General features: G+C 72.3%; 19 protein-coding genes. 5 read left to right on the top strand and 14 right to left on the bottom strand.

The genetic code is table 11. From position 1 onward, the window contains the following. Nucleotides 1-21: 21 nt before the first annotated feature. The 7 genes from OG206_RS19250 to rsmI form a co-directional block, all read right to left on the bottom strand. Nucleotides 22-1,335 (bottom strand): acyltransferase family protein, encoded by a 1,314-nt coding sequence (locus tag OG206_RS19250; RefSeq protein ID WP_327117702.1) that lies wholly within the window; start codon nucleotides 1,333-1,335, stop codon nucleotides 22-24. Nucleotides 1,336-1,408: 73 nt separating this feature from the next. Next, a complete protein-coding gene (locus OG206_RS19245; RefSeq protein WP_327117700.1) occupies nucleotides 1,409-2,314 on the bottom strand; it encodes a 4-(cytidine 5'-diphospho)-2-C-methyl-D-erythritol kinase in 906 nt (301 codons plus the stop codon). Continuing rightward, nucleotides 2,311-3,246, bottom strand: coding sequence for a 16S rRNA (adenine(1518)-N(6)/adenine(1519)-N(6))-dimethyltransferase RsmA (gene rsmA / locus OG206_RS19240; RefSeq protein ID WP_327117698.1), 936 nt, complete (start codon nucleotides 3,244-3,246; stop codon nucleotides 2,311-2,313). Before rsmA ends, OG206_RS19245 begins: the two co-directional genes overlap by 4 nt. A gap of 9 nt (nucleotides 3,247-3,255) precedes the next feature. Further along, nucleotides 3,256-3,834: a ubiquitin-like domain-containing protein gene (locus OG206_RS19235; RefSeq protein ID WP_442805869.1), complete on the bottom strand. Its 579-nt coding sequence runs from the start codon at nucleotides 3,832-3,834 to the stop codon at nucleotides 3,256-3,258. A 161-nt stretch (nucleotides 3,835-3,995) separates the two neighbouring features. Further along, on the bottom strand, nucleotides 3,996-4,862 hold the full coding sequence (locus tag OG206_RS19230) for a TatD family hydrolase (RefSeq protein WP_327117696.1): 867 nt from the start codon (nucleotides 4,860-4,862) through the stop codon (nucleotides 3,996-3,998). A gap of 34 nt (nucleotides 4,863-4,896) precedes the next feature. After that, complete coding sequence (locus OG206_RS19225) at nucleotides 4,897-5,289, bottom strand: hypothetical protein (protein ID WP_327117694.1); 393 nt, start codon at nucleotides 5,287-5,289, stop codon at nucleotides 4,897-4,899. A gap of 169 nt (nucleotides 5,290-5,458) precedes the next feature. Then, complete coding sequence (gene rsmI, locus OG206_RS19220; RefSeq protein WP_327117692.1) at nucleotides 5,459-6,355, bottom strand: 16S rRNA (cytidine(1402)-2'-O)-methyltransferase; 897 nt, start codon at nucleotides 6,353-6,355, stop codon at nucleotides 5,459-5,461. Between the two features lie 53 nt (nucleotides 6,356-6,408). Here rsmI and OG206_RS19215 point away from each other — a divergent pair, with 53 nt between their 5' ends. The 4 genes from OG206_RS19215 (at nucleotide 6,409) to OG206_RS19200 (ending at nucleotide 11,520) form a co-directional block, all read left to right on the top strand. Next, nucleotides 6,409-8,175 (top strand): dolichyl-phosphate-mannose--protein mannosyltransferase, encoded by a 1,767-nt coding sequence (locus OG206_RS19215; protein ID WP_327117689.1) that lies wholly within the window; start codon nucleotides 6,409-6,411, stop codon nucleotides 8,173-8,175. A gap of 248 nt (nucleotides 8,176-8,423) precedes the next feature. Further along, the gene (locus OG206_RS19210; protein ID WP_327117687.1) at nucleotides 8,424-10,049 is read left to right on the top strand and encodes a penicillin-binding transpeptidase domain-containing protein; all 1,626 of its coding nucleotides are present in this window, start codon (nucleotides 8,424-8,426) and stop codon (nucleotides 10,047-10,049) included. 113 nt (nucleotides 10,050-10,162) lie between these two features. Continuing rightward, a complete protein-coding gene (locus tag OG206_RS19205) occupies nucleotides 10,163-10,672 on the top strand; it encodes a YbaK/EbsC family protein (protein ID WP_327117685.1) in 510 nt (169 codons plus the stop codon). Beyond that, complete coding sequence (locus OG206_RS19200; RefSeq protein WP_327117683.1) at nucleotides 10,669-11,520, top strand: DMT family transporter; 852 nt, start codon at nucleotides 10,669-10,671, stop codon at nucleotides 11,518-11,520. The genes OG206_RS19205 and OG206_RS19200 overlap by 4 nt, the downstream gene beginning before the upstream one ends. Nucleotides 11,521-11,559: 39 nt before the next feature. On the opposite strand, the gene OG206_RS19195 is transcribed toward OG206_RS19200, so the two are convergent. From OG206_RS19195 to OG206_RS19170, 6 genes are all read right to left on the bottom strand, one after another. After that, nucleotides 11,560-12,048: a GNAT family N-acetyltransferase gene (locus tag OG206_RS19195; protein WP_327117681.1), complete on the bottom strand. Its 489-nt coding sequence runs from the start codon at nucleotides 12,046-12,048 to the stop codon at nucleotides 11,560-11,562. Between the two features lie 40 nt (nucleotides 12,049-12,088). After that, nucleotides 12,089-12,877, bottom strand: a complete 789-nt coding sequence (locus OG206_RS19190) for an SDR family NAD(P)-dependent oxidoreductase (protein ID WP_327117679.1) — start codon at nucleotides 12,875-12,877, stop codon at nucleotides 12,089-12,091. Continuing rightward, nucleotides 12,874-14,034, bottom strand: a complete 1,161-nt coding sequence (locus OG206_RS19185; protein ID WP_327122329.1) for a serine hydrolase domain-containing protein — start codon at nucleotides 14,032-14,034, stop codon at nucleotides 12,874-12,876. Before OG206_RS19185 ends, OG206_RS19190 begins: the two co-directional genes overlap by 4 nt. A 77-nt stretch (nucleotides 14,035-14,111) precedes the next feature. After that, on the bottom strand, nucleotides 14,112-14,882 hold the full coding sequence (locus OG206_RS19180; RefSeq protein WP_442805868.1) for an energy-coupling factor ABC transporter ATP-binding protein: 771 nt from the start codon (nucleotides 14,880-14,882) through the stop codon (nucleotides 14,112-14,114). Beyond that, complete coding sequence (cbiQ, locus tag OG206_RS19175) at nucleotides 14,879-15,640, bottom strand: cobalt ECF transporter T component CbiQ (RefSeq protein ID WP_327117674.1); 762 nt, start codon at nucleotides 15,638-15,640, stop codon at nucleotides 14,879-14,881. Before cbiQ ends, OG206_RS19180 begins: the two co-directional genes overlap by 4 nt. Before the next feature lies 1 nt (nucleotide 15,641). Next, complete coding sequence (locus OG206_RS19170; RefSeq protein WP_327117672.1) at nucleotides 15,642-16,700, bottom strand: energy-coupling factor ABC transporter permease; 1,059 nt, start codon at nucleotides 16,698-16,700, stop codon at nucleotides 15,642-15,644. A 179-nt stretch (nucleotides 16,701-16,879) separates the two neighbouring features. Here OG206_RS19170 and OG206_RS19165 point away from each other — a divergent pair, with 179 nt between their 5' ends. Continuing rightward, on the top strand, nucleotides 16,880-17,254 hold the full coding sequence (locus OG206_RS19165) for an SsgA family sporulation/cell division regulator (protein ID WP_327117670.1): 375 nt from the start codon (nucleotides 16,880-16,882) through the stop codon (nucleotides 17,252-17,254). A gap of 148 nt (nucleotides 17,255-17,402) precedes the next feature. Here the strand turns inward: OG206_RS19165 and OG206_RS19160 are convergent, their stop codons facing one another. Beyond that, entirely contained in the window at nucleotides 17,403-19,616 is a 2,214-nt protein-coding gene (locus OG206_RS19160) for an MMPL family transporter (RefSeq protein WP_327117668.1), read from the bottom strand. Between the last annotated feature and the right edge of the window lie 69 nt (nucleotides 19,617-19,685).

Below are 19,685 nucleotides of genomic sequence, written 5' to 3'. Positions count from 1 at the left end.
CGGCCCGGGCCCGCCCGGACGTCACCGCCCGGCGCGCTCGACCAGCAGCCAGCCGCCGAGAGCCATGGCGACGGCGGCCGGGGCGCTGATGTGCACGGCGATCAGCAGTGCGGTGCGGCCCTCCAGCAGACCCGCGTACCCGACCATCGACAGGCCCAGCACACCGAGCAGGGCGAGGGTCACTCCGAGCGCGGAGAGCGCCCCCGCGCCGCCCGCGCCGCGGGAGGGCACGGCGGGCGCCGGGCGCTCGAACGTCCGGAAGACCGAGACCAGGAGTGCGGTGAGCGCGACGGCGGCGCATATCCGCACCGGCGCCTGCGCCCACCAGGCCCCGGTGGCCGGATCGGGCAGCGGAACCCCTAGGGCGAGCATCGCGCCGTACACCCCGAGCATCGCGGTGAGATGCCACAGGAACGCGGTCATCGCGACTCCGTTGGCGGCCACGACGGTGGCCCGGACGCGGGGCCTGGCGACCAGCCGGGCTCCGCGCGCCCGCAGCAGCTCGACCGCCCCGACCAGCCAGAGGCCGTGGCAGAGCAGGGCGAGGGTGGGCGGCGCCATGTTGCTGATCTTCTCGCCGGGCATGCCGACCATGGACAGCGGATACGGCCCGAGGGCCACGAGCGCCACGGCCGCGGTGAGTCCCGCGCCGGCGAGGAGCGCGGGCCGGGCGATCCGCCCGTCGGCCCGCAGGAAACCGAGCTGGTGCACCGCGAGCCAGACGAAGGCGAAGTTGAGGAACTCGACGTACGGGACACCGGCGGCGAAGCGCAGCACGTCGACGGCCACGGCGGCCGAGGCCAGTGCGGCGAACGCCCCCCAGCCGTAACGGTCGTGCAGTCCCAGCAGCGCCGGGGTGAAGGCGACCATGGCCAGGTAGACCCCGATGAACCAGAGCGGCTGGGTCACCAGCCGGAGCGTCACCCCGGTCAGCCCGCCGCCGGAGCCGAGGAGTTGGAGTACGAGCGCGGCGGCACCCCACACCAGGACGAACACCATGGTGGGCCGCAGCAGGCGTTGCAGGCGGGCCCGCAGGAAGGCGGCGTACACCGGGTCCGTGGAACCCTCCGGCCGCCTGCGCAGCAGCGACCGGTAGGACAGCGCGTGCGAGAAGCCGCCGACGAAGAAGAACACCGGCATGATCTGCAGCAGCCAGGTGAGCGGTTGGAGGCCGGGCACGACGGCGAGGAGGTTGTCGACCCCGCCGGTGGTGACGGCCGCCATCAGCCAGTGGCCGAGGACGACGGTGCCGAGCGAGACGACGCGCAGCAGGTCGATGTAGCGGTCCCGGGTGACGGGCGTGGCCCCGGCCAGTTCACGAACACTTGATCCCATGGGAGTACGGTCGCGCCGAGCGGTGGGCTCCCGGGAGCGCGGCCGTACTCAATTCCCGTCTGAGTACCGGGTGTCAGGCGGCGATCCCGACGACCGTGGCTCCCGGAGCGGGCGACAGCGCCACCCGGGCACTGCGGCACGTGCCCGACGCCAGCAGTGCGTCGGCCACCTTGTGCGCCGACTCCTCGTCCGCGACGAGGAACGCCGTGGTCGGGCCGGAGCCCGAGACCAGGGCGGCCAGGGCGCCCGCCTCGGTACCGGCGGCAAGGGTGTCCGCCAGCGAGGGGCGCAGGGAGAGCGCCGCGGCCTGGAGGTCGTTGCCGAGGGCGTCCGCCAGCGCGGTGGCGTCACCCGAGCGCAGGGCGTCGAGCAGCGCGGCCGACGCGGCCGGTTCGGGCACGCCGGTGCCCGCGGTGAGGCGGTCGAACTCGCCGTACACGGCCGGGGTGGAGAGCCCCCCGTCGGCGACGGCGAAGACCCAGTGGAAGGTGCCGCCGACCTCGACGGGGGTCAGCCGTTCGCCCCGGCCGACCCCGAGTGCCGCACCGCCGATCAGGCTGAACGGCACGTCGCTGCCCAGTTCGGCGCAGATCTCCAGGAGCTCCTCCCGGGACGCGCCGGTGGACCACAGGGCGTCGCAGGCGAGCAGCGCGGCGGCGCCGTCGGCGCTGCCGCCGGCCATGCCGCCCGCGACGGGGATGTCCTTGGCGATGTGGATGTGCACGTCGGGGGCGATGCCACGCCGGGCCGCCAGGGCGATCGCGGCGCGTGCCGCGAGGTTCGTGGCGTCGAGCGGTACCTGCGCGGCGTCCGGCCCGGAACAGGTGATCCGCAGCGCGTCGGCCGGGGTGACGGTGACCTCGTCGTACAGGCCGACGGCGAGGAAGACGTTCGCCAGGTCGTGGAAGCCGTCGGGCCTGGGGGCGCCGACGGCGAGCTGGGCGTTGACCTTGGCGGCCACGCGGACGGTGACGCTCACTCGCTGCTCCCGGAGGTCCCGGCGTCCGGCCGGCCGGTGCCCGAAGGCTTCGCACCCGAAGGGTTCGCACCCGACGGCTTGTTCTCGGCGATGGCGGCGAACTCCTCGACGGTGAGCATCTCGCCCCGGGCCTGCGGCGAGATGCCCGCCGCGACCAGGGCCTCCTCGGCCCCGGGGGCGGAGCCCGCCCAGCCGGCGAGGGCGGCGCGCAGTGTCTTGCGGCGCTGGGCGAAGGCCGCGTCCACCACGGCGAACACCTCGGCCCTGCTCGCGGTGGTCCGGACGGGCTCGGCGCGGCGCACCAGGGACACCAGCCCGGAGTCGACGTTCGGCGCGGGCCAGAACACCGTGCGGCCGATCGACCCGGCGCGCTTGACGTCGGCGTACCAGTTGGCCTTCACCGACGGCACACCGTAGACCTTGTTGCCCGGCCGGGCGGCCAGCCGGTCCGCGACCTCGGCCTGCACCATCACGAGCGTCCGCTCGATGGTGGGGAAGCGCTCCAGCATCGTGAGCAGCACCGGCACGGCGACGTTGTAGGGCAGGTTCGCGACGAGTGCGGTCGGCGCCGGGCCGGGCAGTTCCGTCACGAGCATCGCGTCGGAGTGGACCAGGTCGAAGCGGCCGGCCCGCTCCGGCAGGCGCGCGGCGACGGTGGCCGGCAGGGCACCCGCGAGCACGTCGTCGATCTCCACGGCGACGACCCGGTCGGCCGCCTCCAGGAGGGCCAGGGTCAGCGAACCCAGGCCGGGCCCGACCTCGACCACCACGTCGTCGGGCCGCACCTCGGCGGTCCGTACGATCCTGCGGACCGTGTTGGCGTCGATGACGAAGTTCTGGCCGCGCTGCTTCGTGGGGCGTACGCCCAGCGCTGCGGCCAGCTCGCGGATGTCTGCGGGGCCCAGGAGGGCGTCGGGCTCTGTGGTGCTCACCCGTTAAGCCTACGGCCGCCGTGGGGCCCGGGGACCGCCACCCGGCCCGGGCCCGCGCGCCTCCCGCCGGACGACGACCTCGTCGCCGTCGTCCAGTCCGGTGCCCGGCGCCGGGGCGACGACGTCACGGGTGCCGACGACGACGCCCTCGGAGTCGAGGAGTTCCCCGACGTCGTCGGCGAAGGTGTGCAGGGTGCGCGACGTCCCGTCGACACTGACCCGGACGGCCTTGTCCTGGGCGAGGAACGCGGCGGTGCCGCCGGCCAGGACCACGACGACGAGGGCCCGCGGGACGAGCCGCCGCAGGCTCTCCGGGGCGCCTCGCCCGGCGGCCCGGTGCCCGCCGCCCCGGCGTGGGGCGGGTTCTTCCCGCGCGGCTGCCGGGCGGGGCACCAGCGGCGTGTCCAGCATCGTCGGATCGTGCACCGGCGAGCGGGCCGGCCACAGGGCGGCGACGATCGTCCGCTCCTCGTGGAAGGCACGCGACGGGAGCGAGCGGGGCGGCGCGGGGGCGGGGACCCGGGGCGGGGCCTGCACCGTACGCCGACTGCCGCGCGGTGCGCGGTGACTGCCCTGCGAATGGCCCACGACGCTCCAGAAGCTCCGGCCTGCCGACCCCGTTGCGCGGGCACGATAACCGAGGAGAGGTCACCCTCCAAAGTCGTACGATTACCCAACGTGTCCACGTTCGGAGATCAGGTGCCGCCCGGTGTGCCCGGGACCGCGCGCAGTGGGCGGCCCGTCCGCGGTCAGAAGTCGAACGCCCGCGCGGTGTTGTCGTAGACGGCGGCGGCCAGGGTGTCCTCGTCGGTGCCCCGCACCTCGGCCATCGCGCGCAGCGTGACCGGAATGAGGTACGGCGCGTTGGGCCGGCCGCGGTACGGGGCGGGGGTGAGGAACGGCGCGTCGGTCTCGACGAGCACCAGCTCGGCCGGGGCGACGGCCAGCGCGTCCCGCAACGGCTGCGCGTTCTTGAAGGTCACGTTGCCGGCGAACGACATGAAGTAGCCGGCCGCCGCGCAGATCCGGGCCATCTCGGCGTCCCCGGAGTAGCAGTGGAAGACGGTCCGCTCCGGTGCACCCGCGTCCGCGAGGATGCGCAGCACGTCCGCGTGGGCCTCCCGGTCGTGGATGACCAGGGCCTTGCCGTGCCGCTTCGCGATCTCGATGTGCGCCCGGAAGGACTCCTCCTGGGCGGCCATGCCCTCGGGGCCCGTACGGAAGTAGTCCAGGCCGGTCTCGCCGACGGCGCGGACGTGTCCGAGTGCGGCCAGCGCGTCGATCTCGGCGAGCGCCTCGTCGAGTGCCGCCTTCCCGCCGGGCTCCCGCGCGCCCTGGCGGGACGATCCCTCGGGGTCCCCGTGCACGATGCGGGGCGCCTCGTTGGGGTGCAGGGCGACCGAGGCGTGGACGGACGGGTGGACGGCGGCGGTCTCGGCGGCCCATTGCGAGCCCTTCACGTCACAGCCCACCTGGACGACCGCGGTGACGTTGACCGCCGCGGCGCGGGCCAGGCCCTCCTCGACGGTTCCGTCCTGCATGTCCAGATGGGTGTGCGAATCGGCGACCGGAACCCTGAGGGGTTCGGGGAGCGGCGGGGCTTCGGTACGGCTCATGCCCCCGACTCTACGAGGGCACGGGCCGTCCCTCTCACCGGCGGTGGAAGGGGCGCAGCAGGTCGGACAGGTGCCAGTGGTGCGCATCGGGCCCGGGGGCCCGCACGGCCGCGACGGCCATCTCCTCGTCGGCCTCCCCGCCACCGGTCTTGCGCGGACGCGGCGCCTGCTGGGCCCGGAGCAGCTGCTGGACCGAGGAGACCCGGCCGGCGCGCATGATCCGGACCACGTGGCCGCCGCAGTTGGCGCAGGCGGGAGTGGACAGCGGCGACGGCACGCGCTCCCCGTCCGCCTTGTAGACCACGAAGGCGTTGCCCGAGCCGTCGACGTGGTGCTCTATCTCGTAGGCCTGCTCCCAGCCGTGCCCGCACCTCATGCAGGCGAACGCGTACGCCTCGTGCACGGTGGTTGCTGCGATCTCACTCATGCCTGCTCCCTTGTCAGCGGAGAAGCACTCCGGACAAGCACTCCGGATGGTGCGTTCCACCCTCAAGTGGACGCCTCCACCGGCGGCAGCGCACCAGGTCTGCCGAGTGTTGGAACGGTTTTGGCCGATCCATGGACAAAGGGCCCGGAACGCGGCTCGGGCTTTACATTCAGGCTAGTCCCTTGCCCTCCGCCTGGCCGGTCCGAGCCGCGTTCTTTGCCGCGACCACCGCATCGAACACCTCGCGCTTGGGCAGCCCTGCCTCGGCGGCGACCGCCGCGATGGCCTCCTTGCGCCGCTCCCCCGCCTCCTCGCGCACCTGCACCCTGCGCACCAGCTCGGCGGCGTCCAGTCCCTCGTTCCCCGAGTCCGTCGCGCCCTCGACGACGACGGTGATCTCACCGCGCACACCGTCGGCCGCCCAGACCGCCAGATCGCCCAGGGAGCCGCGCTTCACTTCCTCGTACGTCTTGGTCAGCTCGCGGCACACGGCCGCCCTGCGCTCCGCGCCGAACACCTCGGCCATCGCGGCCAGGGTGTCGTCCAGCCGGTGCGGAGCCTCGAAGAAGACCATCGTGCGGCGCTCGTCCGCGACCTCGCGCAGCTTCCCGAGCCGCTCCCCCGCCTTGCGCGGCAGGAAGCCCTCGAAGCAGAAGCGGTCCACGGGCAGGGCCGACAGCGCGAGGGCGGTCAGCACCGCCGACGGGCCCGGGACGGCGGTGACCTTGATGTCCCGCTCCACGGCGGCGGCCACGAGCCGGTAACCGGGGTCGGAGACGGACGGCATGCCCGCGTCGGTGACCAGCAGGACGCGCGCGCCGCCGGCCAGCGCCTCGACGAGTTCCGGCGTACGCGCCGACTCGTTGCCCTCGAAGTAGGAGACGACACGCCCCGTCGTGTGGATGCCCAGCGCCTGGGTGAGCCGGCGCAGCCGCCGGGTGTCCTCGGCGGCCACGACGTCGGCCGTCTCCAGCTCGGCGGCGAGCCGTGGCGGGGCGTCCGCCACGTCGCCGATGGGGGTCCCTGCGAGTACGAGCGTTCCAGTCGATCCAGTCACATCGGCCATCCTCCCAGCACGGGCGGCACCACTCGCACAGAAGCGTTCCCTACGATGGCGCGGTGACGAGTACTGCGCCCGAAGCCCAGCAGGGCAACGACGCCGGGGATCACACCGGCGACCAGCCGCCTTCCTGGCAGCAGCGGCTGCGCCGCTTCGGCCATTCCCCACGGCCGGAGACAGGTCTGCGCGAGCGCCTGGTCCCGCCGTACACCCGCCCGGGCGGCCAGTTCTGGAGCGTCCTCGCGGTGCCCCCGGCCCTGGCCGACCGCCTGGTGCGCTGGTCCGCCTGGGGCGGTCCGCTGCTGGTGGCGCTGGTCGCCGGCGTGCTGCGGTTCTGGAACCTGGGCAGCCCCAAGGCGGTGATATTCGACGAGACGTACTACGCCAAGGACGCCTGGGCTCTCGTCAACCAGGGATACGAGGGCGCCTGGCCCAAGGACATCGACAAGAAGATCCTCGCGGACCCGTCCTCGGTCGGCGTCCCGGTGGACCCGGGCTACGTCGTCCATCCCCCGGTCGGCAAGTGGATCATCGGGATCGGCGAGCAGATCTTCGGGTTCACCCCGTTCGGCTGGCGCTTCATGGTGGCGCTGCTCGGCACCCTCTCGGTCCTGATGCTGTGCCGCATCGGCCGGCGCCTGTTCCGGTCGACGTTCCTCGGCTGTCTCGCGGGCACGCTGCTGGCCGTGGACGGGCTGCACTTCGTGATGAGCCGGACCGCGCTGCTCGACCTGGTGCTGATGTTCTTCGTGCTGGCCGCCTTCGGCTGCCTCCTCGTCGACCGGGACTGGTCCCGCAGCAGGCTGGCCGCCGCGCTCCCGGTGGACGACGACGGACTCCTGCGTCCGGACGCCCACGTTGCCGAAACGCTCCGCCTCGGCTGGCGGCCGTGGCGGCTCGCGGCCGGGCTGATGCTCGGCCTGGCCTTCGCCACGAAGTGGAACGGGCTGTACATCCTGGCCGCCTTCGCGGTGATGGCGGTGCTCTGGGACGTCGGCGCCCGGCGGACCGCGGGCGCCGTACAGCCGTACCGGGCCGTGCTCCTCAGGGACCTGCTCCCGGCGTTCGTCTCCACGGTGCCGGTCGCGATCGGCACGTACGTCCTGTCGTGGACCGGCTGGATCGTCACGGACAAGGGGTACTACCGCAACTGGGCTGCCACCCAGGGCAGGGGCGGCAGCTGGACCTGGCTGCCGGACTGGCTGCGCAGCCTGTGGCACTACGAGTACCAGGTCTACGAGTTCCACATCGGCCTGACGTCAGGCCACACCTACCAGTCCAACCCGTGGAGCTGGCTCGTGCTGGGCCGCCCCGTCTCGTACTTCTACGAGGAGCAGACGGGCTGCACCGCCTCCGCGACCGGCAAGTGCGCCCGCGAGGTCCTGGCACTGGGCACCCCGCTCCTGTGGTGGACGGCGTGCGTGGCGCTGCTGTACGTCCTGTGGCGCTGGTTCTTCCGCCGCGACTGGCGGGCGGGCGCCATCGCGTGCGGTGTGGCGGCGGGCTGGCTGCCCTGGCTCCACTACCAGGAGCGGACGATCTTCCTCTTCTACGCGGTGGTGTTCGTCCCGTTCCTGTGCCTCGCGGTCACGATGATGATCGGCGCCCTGCTGGGCCCGGCAGCCGGCACCGGCACCAGGCACCGCATGGGCCTCACCAAGGCGGACCCCACGGGAGAACACAGACGCACACTGGGCGCGATCGCGGCGGGCGTGCTGGTGCTGCTGATCATCTGGAACTTCGTCTACTTCTGGCCGATCTACACGGGCACGTCGATCCCGGACACGTCCTGGCGCGACCGCATGTGGCTGGACACCTGGGTGTAGCGGGGAAAACCAGCGGGAGGGCTCGGCGGTGCGCCGGGCCCTCCCGGTGTGTCCGCAGCAGTCGCCCCCCACCGGGCCCGATCCTCGATTCCTGACCCGGCCGCGGACGGACTCCCCGGGAAAGCGCTCTCACGCGACGCGTCGCGGTCCTGTAACAACCGCCTCAGACTTCCCCCTTGTCACGTAGGGTGCCAACGACAGCTATCTTGAACGCGTTCAAGAGAGGCTCCTGGGGAGGGGACCACACCATGCGCAGTGGAGCGAAAGTCGCCGTGATCGGCGGGGTGTTCGTGCTCGTGAGCGGAGGGCTCGGCTACGGCGCGTACAGCGTGGTACTGGGCGGCGGAGGCACTGGGACCGCGTCCGCGTCGTCCGAGGTGAAGACCGGGCCCCCGGGCAGGGAGGAGATAGAGACGACCGCGAAGGACTTCCTCGCGGCGTGGGCGTCCGGCGACGGGGCCGCCGCCTCGCTGCTCACGAACAACGAGGCCGCCTCCGAGCCGCTGCTGACCGGCTTCGCCGAGGACGCCCACGTCACGAAGGCGGTCATCACTCCCGGCCCGGCCGTCGGCGCGAAGGTGCCGTACACCGTGAAGGCGACGGTGTCCTACGACGGGAAGACCAAGCCCTGGTCGTACGCCTCCGAGCTGACCGTGGTGCGGGGCCTGACCACCGGCAAGGCACTCGTCGACTGGAAGCCCACGGTGATCCACCCGCAGCTCACCGAGGGCGCGACCCTGAGGACGGGCGAGTCGGCGACCGCGGCGATCGAGGCGGTGGACCACAACGGCAAGGTGCTGGACAAGGAGACCTACCCGTCGCTCGGGCCGATCCTGGACAGCCTGCGCGAGAAGTACGGCGACAGCACCGGCGGTTCCCCGGGCATCGAGACCTGGATCGAGCCCGAGGGCGGGTCAGCGGCGAACACCACGCTCCTGACGCTCGCCAAGGGGAAGCCGGGCAAGCTGCAGACCACGCTCGACGCCGACGCCCAGGCCGCGGCCGAGAAGGCGGTCAAGAAGTTCAATCAGGCCTCCGTGGTGGCCGTGAGGCCCTCCACGGGCTCGATCCGCGCGGTTGCCAACAACCCGGCCACCGGCTTCAACGCCGCGATGCAGGGCACCCAGGCACCCGGTTCGACGCTGAAGATAGTGACCGCCGCGATGCTCCTGGAGAAGGGGCTCGTCTCGGCGAACCGGCCGACGGAGTGCCCCAAGGAGGTGATGTACCAGGGGCGTACGTTCCACAACCTGGACTACTTCGAGCTTCCCGCCTCCACCAGTTTCACCACCAGCTTCGCCCGTTCCTGCAACACGGCCTTCATCAAGCTGATCGACGACACCAAGGACGACTCCGCCCTCCCCAAGGAGGCGCGGGACGTCTTCGGGATCGGGCTGGACTGGAAGACCGGCATCGCCTCCTTCGACGGCAGGGTGCCCGACGAGACCGGTGGTGAGGCGGCGTATCAGTACATCGGCCAGGGCACCGTCCAGATGAACGCGCTCAACATCGCGTCCATCACCGCCACCGCCCGCACCGGCACCTTCCACCAGCCGGTGATCGTCCCGCAGTCCCTGGACGACCGTCAGATCGCCACCGCGCCCCGCTCGCTGTCGCAGAACGCCACACGGCAGCTGAACGACATGATGCGGGCCACCGCCTCCTGGGGCACCGGCAAGACCGCCATGGCCTCGGTGGGCGGCGACAAGGGCGCCAAGACGGGCTCCGCGGAGGTCGACGGCCAGGGGACGTCCAACAGCTGGTTCACCGGCTTCAGCAACGACCTCGCCGCCGCCGCGGTCGTCCAGTCCGGCGGCCACGGCGGAGACGCCGCCGGCCCGGTCGTGGCCTCGGTGCTGCGCGCGGGGTCGTAGCCCGGGACAGCGCACGACGGTGGACGGGGTCGCTCGTGGGCCCGGGTGACGCTCTGCACAGCCACCGGAAGCGCTGTGGTGTACACGCGCTCCCGTTCAGTAGCGTGCGCGTCATGAGCACCCCCGACGCGACCCCGGCCACCGCTTCGACCCCCGCCCACCCCCTGTTCGCCGAAGCCCTGCGGGACCTGGGCCTCGATGTCGAGGTCCGCCGATTCCCCGAAGCCACGCGCACCGCGGCCGAGGCCGCCGACGCCGTGGGCTGTGAGCTCAGCCAGATCGTCAAGTCCCTGATCTTCGAGGCGGACGGCGTTCCCGTTCTGGTGCTGATGGACGGTTCCTCACGGGTGGACGTGGAGCTCGTACGGGCCGAGCTGGGGGCCGGAAAGGTCGAGCGGGCCCGTGCCGCCCTCGTCCGGGAGACCACCGGGTACGCGATCGGCGGCGTACCGCCCTTCGGCCACCGCACGAAGACCCGCGTACTGGCCGACCGGGGGCTGCTCGGCCATCCGGCGGTGTGGGCCGCCGCGGGCAACCCGCACACCGTCTTCCGGCTCGATCCCGCCACCCTGGTCGAACTGGCGGGCGGCTCCCTGGTGGACGTGCGCGAGCGGACCGCATGACCCCGCTGGTGGCGGCGGCGGTGCTGGCCGCCGCGATCACGCACGCGAGCTGGAACGCCATCGCCCATGCCATACGCGACCAGTTGCTCTCCTTCACCCTCATCTCCGGCGGCGGCGCGCTGATCGGGGCCGTGCTGGTCTGCTTCGCCCCGCTGCCCGCAGCCGGCGCCTGGCCGTACCTGCTGGTCTCCGCGTGCCTGCACGTGGCCTACATGCTGCTGCTGATGCGCTCGTTCACCCTGGGCGACTTCGGCCAGATGTACCCGATCGCCCGGGGCACGGCCCCGCTGGTCGTGACGGTGCTCGCGGCCGTGTTCGTCGGCGAGCGTCCCGACGGCTGGGCGACGGCGGGCGTGGCAGTGGCCTCCGCGGGGCTCGTCGGGCTGGCACTGTGGGGGATCCGCGGCTCCGGCAGCCGCCCCCACCGGCCCGCGGTCCTGGCGGCCCTGGCGACCGGTCTGGCCATCGCGGGGTACACGACGGTCGACGGGGTCGGAGTACGCGCCTCGGGGACACCGATCGGCTACATCGGCTGGCTCATGATCGCCGAGGGCGTGGCCATCCCGGTGTACGCCGCTCTGCGCCGGCGGGGCGAACTCCTGCCGAGCCTGCGGCCGTTCGTAGCGCGCGGACTGCTGGGCGCGGCGCTCTCGGTCGCCGCGTACGGGCTCGTCCTGTGGGCGCAGACGAAGGCACCGCTCGCCCCGATCGCCGCGCTCCGCGAATCCTCGATCATCGTGGGTGCCGCGATAGGGGCACTGTTCTTCAAGGAGAAGTTCGGCGGCCCCCGGATCGCGGCGGCCGGACTGATGGTGGTCGGCATCGGGCTGATGCTCCACACGAGTTGACCTGGAACCTCCTCATGGATGGCCGGTGCCGAGCCTTCGTCACACGGACACGGCGGCGGAGGCGGCCAGTTCCACGACCACCTCCTCGTCCTCCACGGCACCCGTCGGCAGGAAGCCGAGCGAGGTCCAGAGCGCCGCCGCACCCGTGTTGGCCGGGGCGTACGACAGCCGGATCACCTCGCAGCCGTCCCGGCCCGCCAGCCACGCGGCGAGCGTGCGGGCTGCTGCGCGCCCGGCCCCCGCGCCCTGCTCGGGGCCGTCGATCAGCACGCCTCCGATCCAGTACGAACCGTCCTCGTCCCGCGCCCACATGACGTGGCCGAGCGGGAGTTCACCGGCGTACACCGCGAAGGAGTGCCAGGTGTCCTCGCGTGACGTGAGGAGCAGGTAGCGGGCGGCGAGGGCGGGGGCGAAGGCGCGCTGGGTGTCGAGCGGCGCGACGTCGGCGACCGCGCGCCAGTTGTCGTCGGTCACCTCGCGCAGGGTGACGCCCCGTCCGGTCCGGTCGGTGAAGCCGTGGTCGATCATCCCGGGAGGGTAGGACGCCGGCCGCCACGCCGCCAGCGGTTTACTCCTCGCCCGTCATGGCCTTGCGGAAGCCCGTGTTGACGCCGAGGAGGCCGCCGTCGACCCGCAGCGTCGTGCCGGTGATCCACGCCGCGTCCCCGGAGGCGAGGAAGGCGACGGCGGACGCGATGTCGTCCGGTTCGCCGATCCGTCCGAGCGGGTAGAGCGCGGCGGCCCTCTTCAGCTCGGCGTCCCGGCCCGCCCAGGCGTCGGTGCGGATCGTGCCCGGCGCGACGAGGTTGACGCGGACGCCCCGCGGTCCCGCGTGGCCCGCGAGCGTACGGGTCAGGCTCGCCAGACCCGCCTTGGCGGCGCTGTAGGCGTGGCCGCCGAAGTCCTGCTCGCCGTTGACGGAGCCGATGGTGACGATCGCCCCGCGGCCCGACGCGACCAGGTGCGGCAGCGCGGCACGGGAGCAGCGGTAGGGGCCGCTGAGGGTGATGTCCAGGGTGTGCTCCCACGACGCGTCGTCCTCGTCCTCGAAGAGCGCGGCGTCGTCGTGGTTGGCGTAGGCGTTGTTGACCAGGACGTCGAGCCGGCCGAAGACGGCGACCGTGTGCGCGACGGCCGCCTCGACCGCCGCGCGGTCGCCGACGTCGCAGGCCAGGGATTCGGCGGTGCCGCCCGCCTCGCGTATCCCGTCCGCCGTGCGTTCGGCGCGGCCGGCGTCCAGGTCGGTGACGAGGACGGCCGCGCCCTCCGAGGCCAGCCGGCGCGCGGAGGCGGCTCCGATGCCCTGTCCCGCGCCGGTGAGGAGAGCCGCGTACCCATGGAAGCGTGGAGGTGTCATAGCGCCGACCGTACTGCCCTGACCAGGGCCTGGGCACGGGGGTCGGCGGTGACTCCCTTCTGCAGACCGTTCGTCACATATCCCAGGGCGATGCCCGATCCGGGATCGGCGAAGCCGAGTGAGCCGCCGCGTCCGGGGTGGCCGAACGATCCGGGGCCCAGGAGCGGTGCGGCCGGCCCGTGGAGCATGTAGCCGAGTCCGAAGCGGGTACTGACGACCAGCACACGGTCCGGTCCGGCCGACTCCTCGGTGCGGGCCAGGGTGAGGGTGGCCGGGGCGAACAGGCGCTGACCGTCGACCTCACCGATCATCGCGGCGTAGCAGCGGGCGAGGCCGCGCGCGGTGGCGACGCCGTTGGAGGCGGGGAGTTCGGCCGCGCGGTAGGCGGGGTCGTTCTCGTCGGGGAAGGGGTCGATCGCCCCGAAGGCGCGGCGGGTGAGCGAGGAGGGGTCGGCGTAGGCGTCGACGACGGAGCGCTTGGGGCGCACGCGCAGGGTTCCGCCGCCTTCCGCCGGAGGGGCTTCGACGGGCCCGATCCGCCCGATCCGGTGTGCCTCGTCCGCCGGGAGTCCGAACCAGAAGTCGAGGCCGAGCGGGCGGGCGATCTCCTCGGCGACCCAGCGTCCGATGGTGCGCCCGGTGACTCTGCGGACCAGTTCGGCGACGAGCCAGCTGAAGGTCTGGGCGTGGTAGCCGTGGTCGGCACCCGGCTCCCAGAAGGGTTTCTGGGCGGCGACGGCCCGCGGCCCGGACGCCTGGTCGGCCGCTTGTGCGGGCGTCAGCGTCCCGTCGAGTGCGGCGAGCCCGGCCCGGTGGGCGAGGAGGTGGCGCACGAGGACGCGCTCCTTGCCGTTCGCCTTGAACTCGGGCCAGTAGGTGCCGACGGGAGCGTCCAGGTCCACCTGTCCGCGCTGGTGCAGCATCAGCGGCACGGCGGCGGCGATGCCCTTGCCTGCCGAGCGCACGATCTGGACAGTGTCCACGGCCCAGGGTTCCGTGCCGTCCACATCCCTCGTGCCGGCCCACAGGTCCACGACCTTGCGGCCGTGGCGGTAGACGGCGACGGCCGCTCCCCGTTCCCCGCGCTGTTCGAAGTTACGGACGAAAGCGTCCCGTACCGCCTCGAATCCCGGCGCCACCGTGCCCCGTACGTCCACGCCTGCTCCCGCGCTCCCGCTCATCCCCCCATGGTGCATCCCGCCGCAGGTGAAGTGGGGGGCGGGTCACCGTCTGTTCACGGATGCGGAACGGACACGGAACGCGGGTCGAAGCCGAAGGGCAGCTCCAGCCGGTGCCGCCGCATGAGCGCGTCGTCGCACAGCAGGTCCTGCGTACGGTCGTCGGCGGTGATCACCCCGTCGCTGAGGATCACGGCCCGGGGGCAGAGCTCGAGGGCGTACGGCAGGTCGTGGGTGACCATGAGGACGGTGACGTCCAGGGAGCGCAGGATGTCGGCGAGTTCACGGCGGGAGGCCGGGTCAAGGTTGGAGGACGGCTCGTCCAGGACGAGGATCTCCGGCTCCATCGCCAGCACGGTGGCGACCGCGACCCGGCGGCGCTGGCCGAAGGAGAGGTGGTGCGGCGGCCGTGCCGCGAACTCCTCCATGCCGACCCGCTTCAGGGCGGTCATGACCCGGTCCTCGAGCTCGGGGCCGCGCAGCCCGGCCGCTGCCGGACCGAAGGCGACGTCCTCGCGGACCGTCGGCATGAAGAGCTGGTCGTCGGGGTCCTGGAAGACGACGCCGACGCGGCGCCTGATCTCCGCCAGGTTCCTCTTCTCCACGGGCATCCCGGCGACCCGGACGCTGCCGGCGCCCGCGTCGAGGATGCCGTTGAGGTGGAGGACGAGCGTGGTCTTGCCCGCGCCGTTGGGGCCGAGCAGCGCGACGCGCTCGCCGCGGGCGACGGTCAGGTCGACGCCGAACAGGGCCTGGTGGCCGTCCGGGTAGGCGTAGGCGAGGCCCGTGACCTCGAGGGACGGAGCGGGGGTGGTGGTGGGGCTCATACGGTCCATCCCAGCAGACACACGACGAGGGCGAGCAGGGGGAGTGCCGCTGCGTGCGCCCACTGGGTACGGGAGGCGGTCACCTCGTCGATGACCGGCATGCTTCCGGTGTAGCCGCGGCTGACCATCGCGAGGTGGACGCGCTCGCCACGCTCGTAGGACCTGATGAACAGGGCGCCCGCCGTCTTGGCGAGGACACCCCAGTGCCGTATCCCGCGCGCCTCGAAACCGCGGGAGCGCCGGGCGATCGACATCCGGCGCAGCTCGTCGGTGATGACGTCGCCGTACCGGATCATGAAGGACGCGATCTGGACGAGCATCGGCGGCAGCCGCAGTCGCTGGAGGCCGAGCAACAGGGAGCGCAGCTCGGTGGTGGAGGCCAGGATCACCGAGGCGGCGACGCCCAGGGTGCCCTTCGCGAGCACGTTCCAGGCGCCCCAGAGTCCGGGGACGCTGACGGAGACGCCGAGCAGTTCGGTCTGTTCGCCGGGGACGACGAACGGCATGAGCAGTGCGAACGCCACGAACGGCACCTCGATGACCAGCCTCCGCAGCAGGAAGCCGGCGGGGATCCGGGCCACCGCGGCGACGGCGGCGAGCAGCGCCGCGTACAGCGCGAAGGCCCAGACCGCCTCGCGCGGCGTGGAGACGACGACCACGACGAAGCAGACGACCGCGGCGAGCTTGCAGTGCGGGGGAAGACCGTGCACGGGCGAGTGCCCGTGCCGGTAGAGCTTGTGCGCGTGTCCGGCTCCCATGTCAGACCGACTCGGCGGTGCGGGGCACGGGTGCGTCGGGTGTACGGCTGCGGCGCACCGCCCAGAACACGCCGCTGCCGACGGCGACGGTGACGCCCACGCCGATCACTCCGGCGAGGCCTCCGGAGATCCGGGCGTTGCCGATGTCCTTGACGCCGTAGTCGGCGAGCGGGGAGCCGGCGGCGTCGTGCTCCTGGACCTTCCGGTCGATGCCCTTGTCGGCGGCGACCTTCTCCAGGCCGTCGGGGCTGGCGGACGCGTAGAAGGAGACGAAGCCGGCGAGGAGGAGCGCGGCGACCAGCCCGGTGGCCCAGACCTTGCGCGTCGACCGGGCGGCGACGGGGGTGGGCGCGGGCGCGGCGGCCGGGGCGTCGACGAGTTCGCCGCCGACCCGGAGCTTGAGCGGGGCGGCGAGGCCGCGGGCCCCGTGCACCAGGTCGGGGCGGACCGCGAGCACGGCGCCGACGGTCAGCGCGGTGATCACCGCCTCGCCGATGCCGATCAGGACGTGGACGCCGACCATCGCCGTCAGGACCTTGCCCACGGGCACGTCGGTGGTGCCGCCGATCGCGTAGATCAGTGTGAAGACGGCGGCTGCGGCGGGCACCGAGACCAGCGCGGCGACGAAGGAGGCGGTGGTCGTCGAGCGCCGGGTGCGGGGAAGCGCGCGGGTCAGCCCCCGGAACAGCGCGTAGGCGACGACGGTGGTGACGACACCCATCACCGTGATGTTCACGCCGAGCGCGGTGAGTCCGCCGTCGGCGAAGAGCACGCCCTGCATGAGCAGGACGACCGCGATGCAGAGCACTCCTGTGTAGGGGCCGACCAGGATCGCGGCGAGCGCTCCGCCCAGGAGGTGCCCGCTGGTACCGGCGGCCACCGGGAAGTTCAGCATCTGCACGGCGAAGATGAACGCGGCGACGAGTCCGGCCAGCGGGGCCGTGCGTTCCCCCCCGAGTTCACGGCGGGCGCCGCGGAGACTGACGGCGACCGCACCCGCGGCGACGATGCCTGCGACGGCGGAGACGGGTGCGTTGATGAATCCGTCGGGTACATGCATGGAGTGGCTCCGCTTCGGGCGTGACATCGGGCGGGGTCGGGAACCGCTCAATGATAGGGCCCTGTTGCGAAGACTTCGCAAGAGCGCAGAGGTGACAACTAATCCACCCCCTCAACATGCCCAAATGGGAAAATATGGGACATTGGGGGGAGAGATCTTCACACAGGAGGAGCCGGCCCATGTCCCTCGTGATCCAACAACACATACGTGCCCGGCTCATCACCGACGGCCCCGACCCCCGGCTCGTCCCGGTCGAGCTGCGGTACGACTCCGAGGAACCGAAGACCGTCCAGGTGCGCCTCCCCGGCGGAGTCGACTGGACCTTCGGCATCGACCTCCTGGAGCGCGGGCTGCGCTCCCCCGTCACCCGCGGGGACATCCGCATCTGGCCGTGCGGCCGGGCCCAGCTGGTCCTGGAGCTGCACTCGGCCGACGGCGTCGCCGTCTTCCAGCTCGACAACGCCCCGCTGATCCGCTTCCTTGCCCGGACCCGCACCCGCACCGGGACGCGCAAGCCGGCGGCCGCTCCGTCCGCCACCCGCGCCCGCGCCTGAACATGTCCGCTCACGGCAGAGAGCCCCCCGTGCCGCGTGCACGGGGGCTCTCTGTCGCTCCGGTCCCCCGTCCCCACAGGTAACCGGCGCACCGGGGCCGCGTTCCGCTCGGACACGGACCCCGGGGTCCGTCAGGCCGGTCCACTCGTCAGACGCGGACCAGCTCCCGCTCCCCGCCGCCCTCGGACGGGCCGCCGGTGAGGTCCTTGCGCAGGCCCTCACCCTCCACGTCGACGTTGGGCAGGATCCGGTCCAGCCAGCGCGGCAGCCACCACGCGCGCCTGCCGAGCAGGGCGAGCACCGCGGGCACGATGGCCATGCGGACCACGAAGGCGTCGAAGAAGACGGCGATGGCGAGCGAGAAACCGATCATCTTGATCATCGACTCGCTGGAGCCGATGAAACCGGCGAAGACCGCCATCATGATCACCGCTGCGGCGGTGACGACCCGGGCCCCGTGACGGAAGCCCGTCACGATCGCCTGGCCGGGCGACTCGCCGTGGACGTACGCCTCACGCATGCGCGTGACCAGGAAGACCTCGTAGTCCATCGCGAGACCGAAGACCACGCCGACCATGAAGATCGGCATCATGCTCATGATCGGACCGGTCTGCTCGACACCGAGGAGAGAGCCCAACCAGCCCCACTGGAAGACCGCGACGACCGCTCCCAGCGCCGCCACGACCGAGAGCAGGAAGCCCAGAGCCGCCTTCAGCGGAACCAGCAGCGAGCGGAAGACCACCATGAGGAGCAGGAAGGCCAGTCCGACGACGAGCGCCAGGTAGGGCAGCAGGGCGGCGTTCATCTTCTCGGAGAAGTCGATGTTCATCGCCGTGGCTCCGGTGACCAGTACCTCGGCACCCGTGTCGTCCTTGATCTCACCGCCCGCGTCACGGATGGCGTGGACGAGGTCCTCGGTCTCGGTGGAACTCGGCCGGTCCTTCGGGATGACCGTGATGGTCGCGGCGTCACCGGCCTTGTTGAAGGTGGCCGGAGTGACGGCGGCGACGTGACCGATTCCTTCGATCTCCTGGGAGACCCGGTCGACGGCGGTCCTGCCGTCCGAGGCGCCCTTCGTGTCCACGACGACCAGCAGCGGACCGTTGAAGCCCGGGCCGAAGCCGTCGGACAGCATGTCGTACGCCTGGCGCTGCGTGGTGCTCTTCGGCTGCGAACCGTCGTCCGGCAGGCCCATCTCCAGCGAGGTGGCCGGTACGGCGACGGCACCGAGGCCGATGACGCCGACCAGCAGCACCCACACCGGCCGGCGCAGCACGAACCGCGCCCAGCGGGTGCCCATGTTGGGCTTGGCCTCGGGCCTGTTCTCCGCCTCGGCGGCCTTGCGCGCCCTGCGTCCCATGACCCGCTTGCCCGCGAAGCCCAGCAGCGCCGGGACGAGCGTCAGGGCGATGAGTACGGCGATGGCCACGGTGCCGGCTGCGGCGAAGCCCATCTTCGACAGCATCGGGATGTTGACGACGGCCAGGCCGACCAGCGCGATGACGACCGTCAGACCGGCGAAGACCACAGCGGAACCCGCCGTGCCCACGGCCCGCCCGGCGGCCTCCTCCCGCTCCCGCCCCTCGGCCAGTTCGGCGCGGTAGCGGGAGACGATGAAGAGCGCGTAGTCGATGCCGACCGCGAGGCCGATCATCATGGCGAGCGTGGAGGTGGTGGAGCCCAGGTCGAGCAGGTTGGCCAGGGCGGTGATCAGCGAGACGCCGATCCCCACGCCGATGAGCGCGGTGAGCAGCGGCAGCCCGGCGGCGATCAGCGACCCGAAGGTGATCACCAGCACCACCGCGGCGATGGCGACGCCGATGATCTCGGTGGCGCCGGTCTCCGGCATCACCTGGAGGGCGTCACCGCCGATCTCCACGGTCATTCCGCTGTGCTGCGCGGCCTCGCCCGCGTCCTCGAGCGCGTCCCGGGTCCCGTCGGTCAGCTCCATCGAGCTGACCTTGTAGGACACGGAGATGTAGGCGGTGGAACCGTCCTGGCTCACGGCCTTGGCCGCGAAGGGGTCGGCGACCGAGGCGATCTGGTCCGAACCGGACTTCAGCTCGCCGACGATGTCCTTGATCTCGGCCTTGTTGGCCGACGCGGTCACCTTCTCGCCCTCGGGGGCCTTGAAGACGACGCGGGCTGTCGCACCGTCGGCACTACCGCCGGGGAAACGTTTCTCCAACAGGTCGAAGGCCCGCTGGGCCTCCGTGCCGGGGATCGAGAAGGAGCTGGAGGTGGCGGTCGACGCGGAGGCGGCACCGAAACCGGCCAGCGCCAGCAGCGCCACCCAGACCAGTGCGACGTAGCGGCGTCGCCGGAAGGCGAGCCGTCCCAGTTTGTAAAGGTATGTGGCCACGGAGGGTGTACTCCCGGTCGGGTCGTTGAGTGGAAAAGGGCGTGAGGAACCAGCCCGACGACGAGAGCG

This window comes from Streptomyces sp. NBC_01341 (genome assembly GCF_035946055.1).
GTDB lineage: Bacteria > Actinomycetota > Actinomycetes > Streptomycetales > Streptomycetaceae > Streptomyces.
Note: the sequence above shows the minus strand (reverse complement) of the source record. Positions and strands in the feature narration are given on the sequence as shown.

Bases quoted from the DNA above. Each gene is read 5' to 3' on its own strand.
- cbiQ (WP_327117674.1), bottom strand. From the start codon at position 15,640: ATGGGAGCCGGACACGCGCACAAGCTCTACCGGCACGGGCACTCGCCC.
- OG206_RS19230 (WP_327117696.1), bottom strand. From the start codon at position 4,862: ATGAGCCGTACCGAAGCCCCGCCGCTCCCCGAACCCCTCAGGGTTCCG.
- OG206_RS19180 (WP_442805868.1), bottom strand. From the start codon at position 14,882: ATGAGCCCCACCACCACCCCCGCTCCGTCCCTCGAGGTCACGGGCCTC.
- OG206_RS19210 (WP_327117687.1), top strand. From the start codon at position 8,424: ATGCGCAGTGGAGCGAAAGTCGCCGTGATCGGCGGGGTGTTCGTGCTC.
- OG206_RS19190 (WP_327117679.1), bottom strand. From the start codon at position 12,877: ATGACACCTCCACGCTTCCATGGGTACGCGGCTCTCCTCACCGGCGCG.
- OG206_RS19195 (WP_327117681.1), bottom strand. From the start codon at position 12,048: ATGATCGACCACGGCTTCACCGACCGGACCGGACGGGGCGTCACCCTG.
- OG206_RS19225 (WP_327117694.1), bottom strand. From the start codon at position 5,289: ATGAGTGAGATCGCAGCAACCACCGTGCACGAGGCGTACGCGTTCGCC.
- OG206_RS19250 (WP_327117702.1), bottom strand. From the start codon at position 1,335: ATGGGATCAAGTGTTCGTGAACTGGCCGGGGCCACGCCCGTCACCCGG.
- OG206_RS19205 (WP_327117685.1), top strand. From the start codon at position 10,163: ATGAGCACCCCCGACGCGACCCCGGCCACCGCTTCGACCCCCGCCCAC.
- OG206_RS19200 (WP_327117683.1), top strand. From the start codon at position 10,669: ATGACCCCGCTGGTGGCGGCGGCGGTGCTGGCCGCCGCGATCACGCAC.
- rsmI (WP_327117692.1), bottom strand. From the start codon at position 6,355: ATGGCCGATGTGACTGGATCGACTGGAACGCTCGTACTCGCAGGGACC.
- OG206_RS19165 (WP_327117670.1), top strand. From the start codon at position 16,880: ATGTCCCTCGTGATCCAACAACACATACGTGCCCGGCTCATCACCGAC.
- OG206_RS19170 (WP_327117672.1), bottom strand. From the start codon at position 16,700: ATGCATGTACCCGACGGATTCATCAACGCACCCGTCTCCGCCGTCGCA.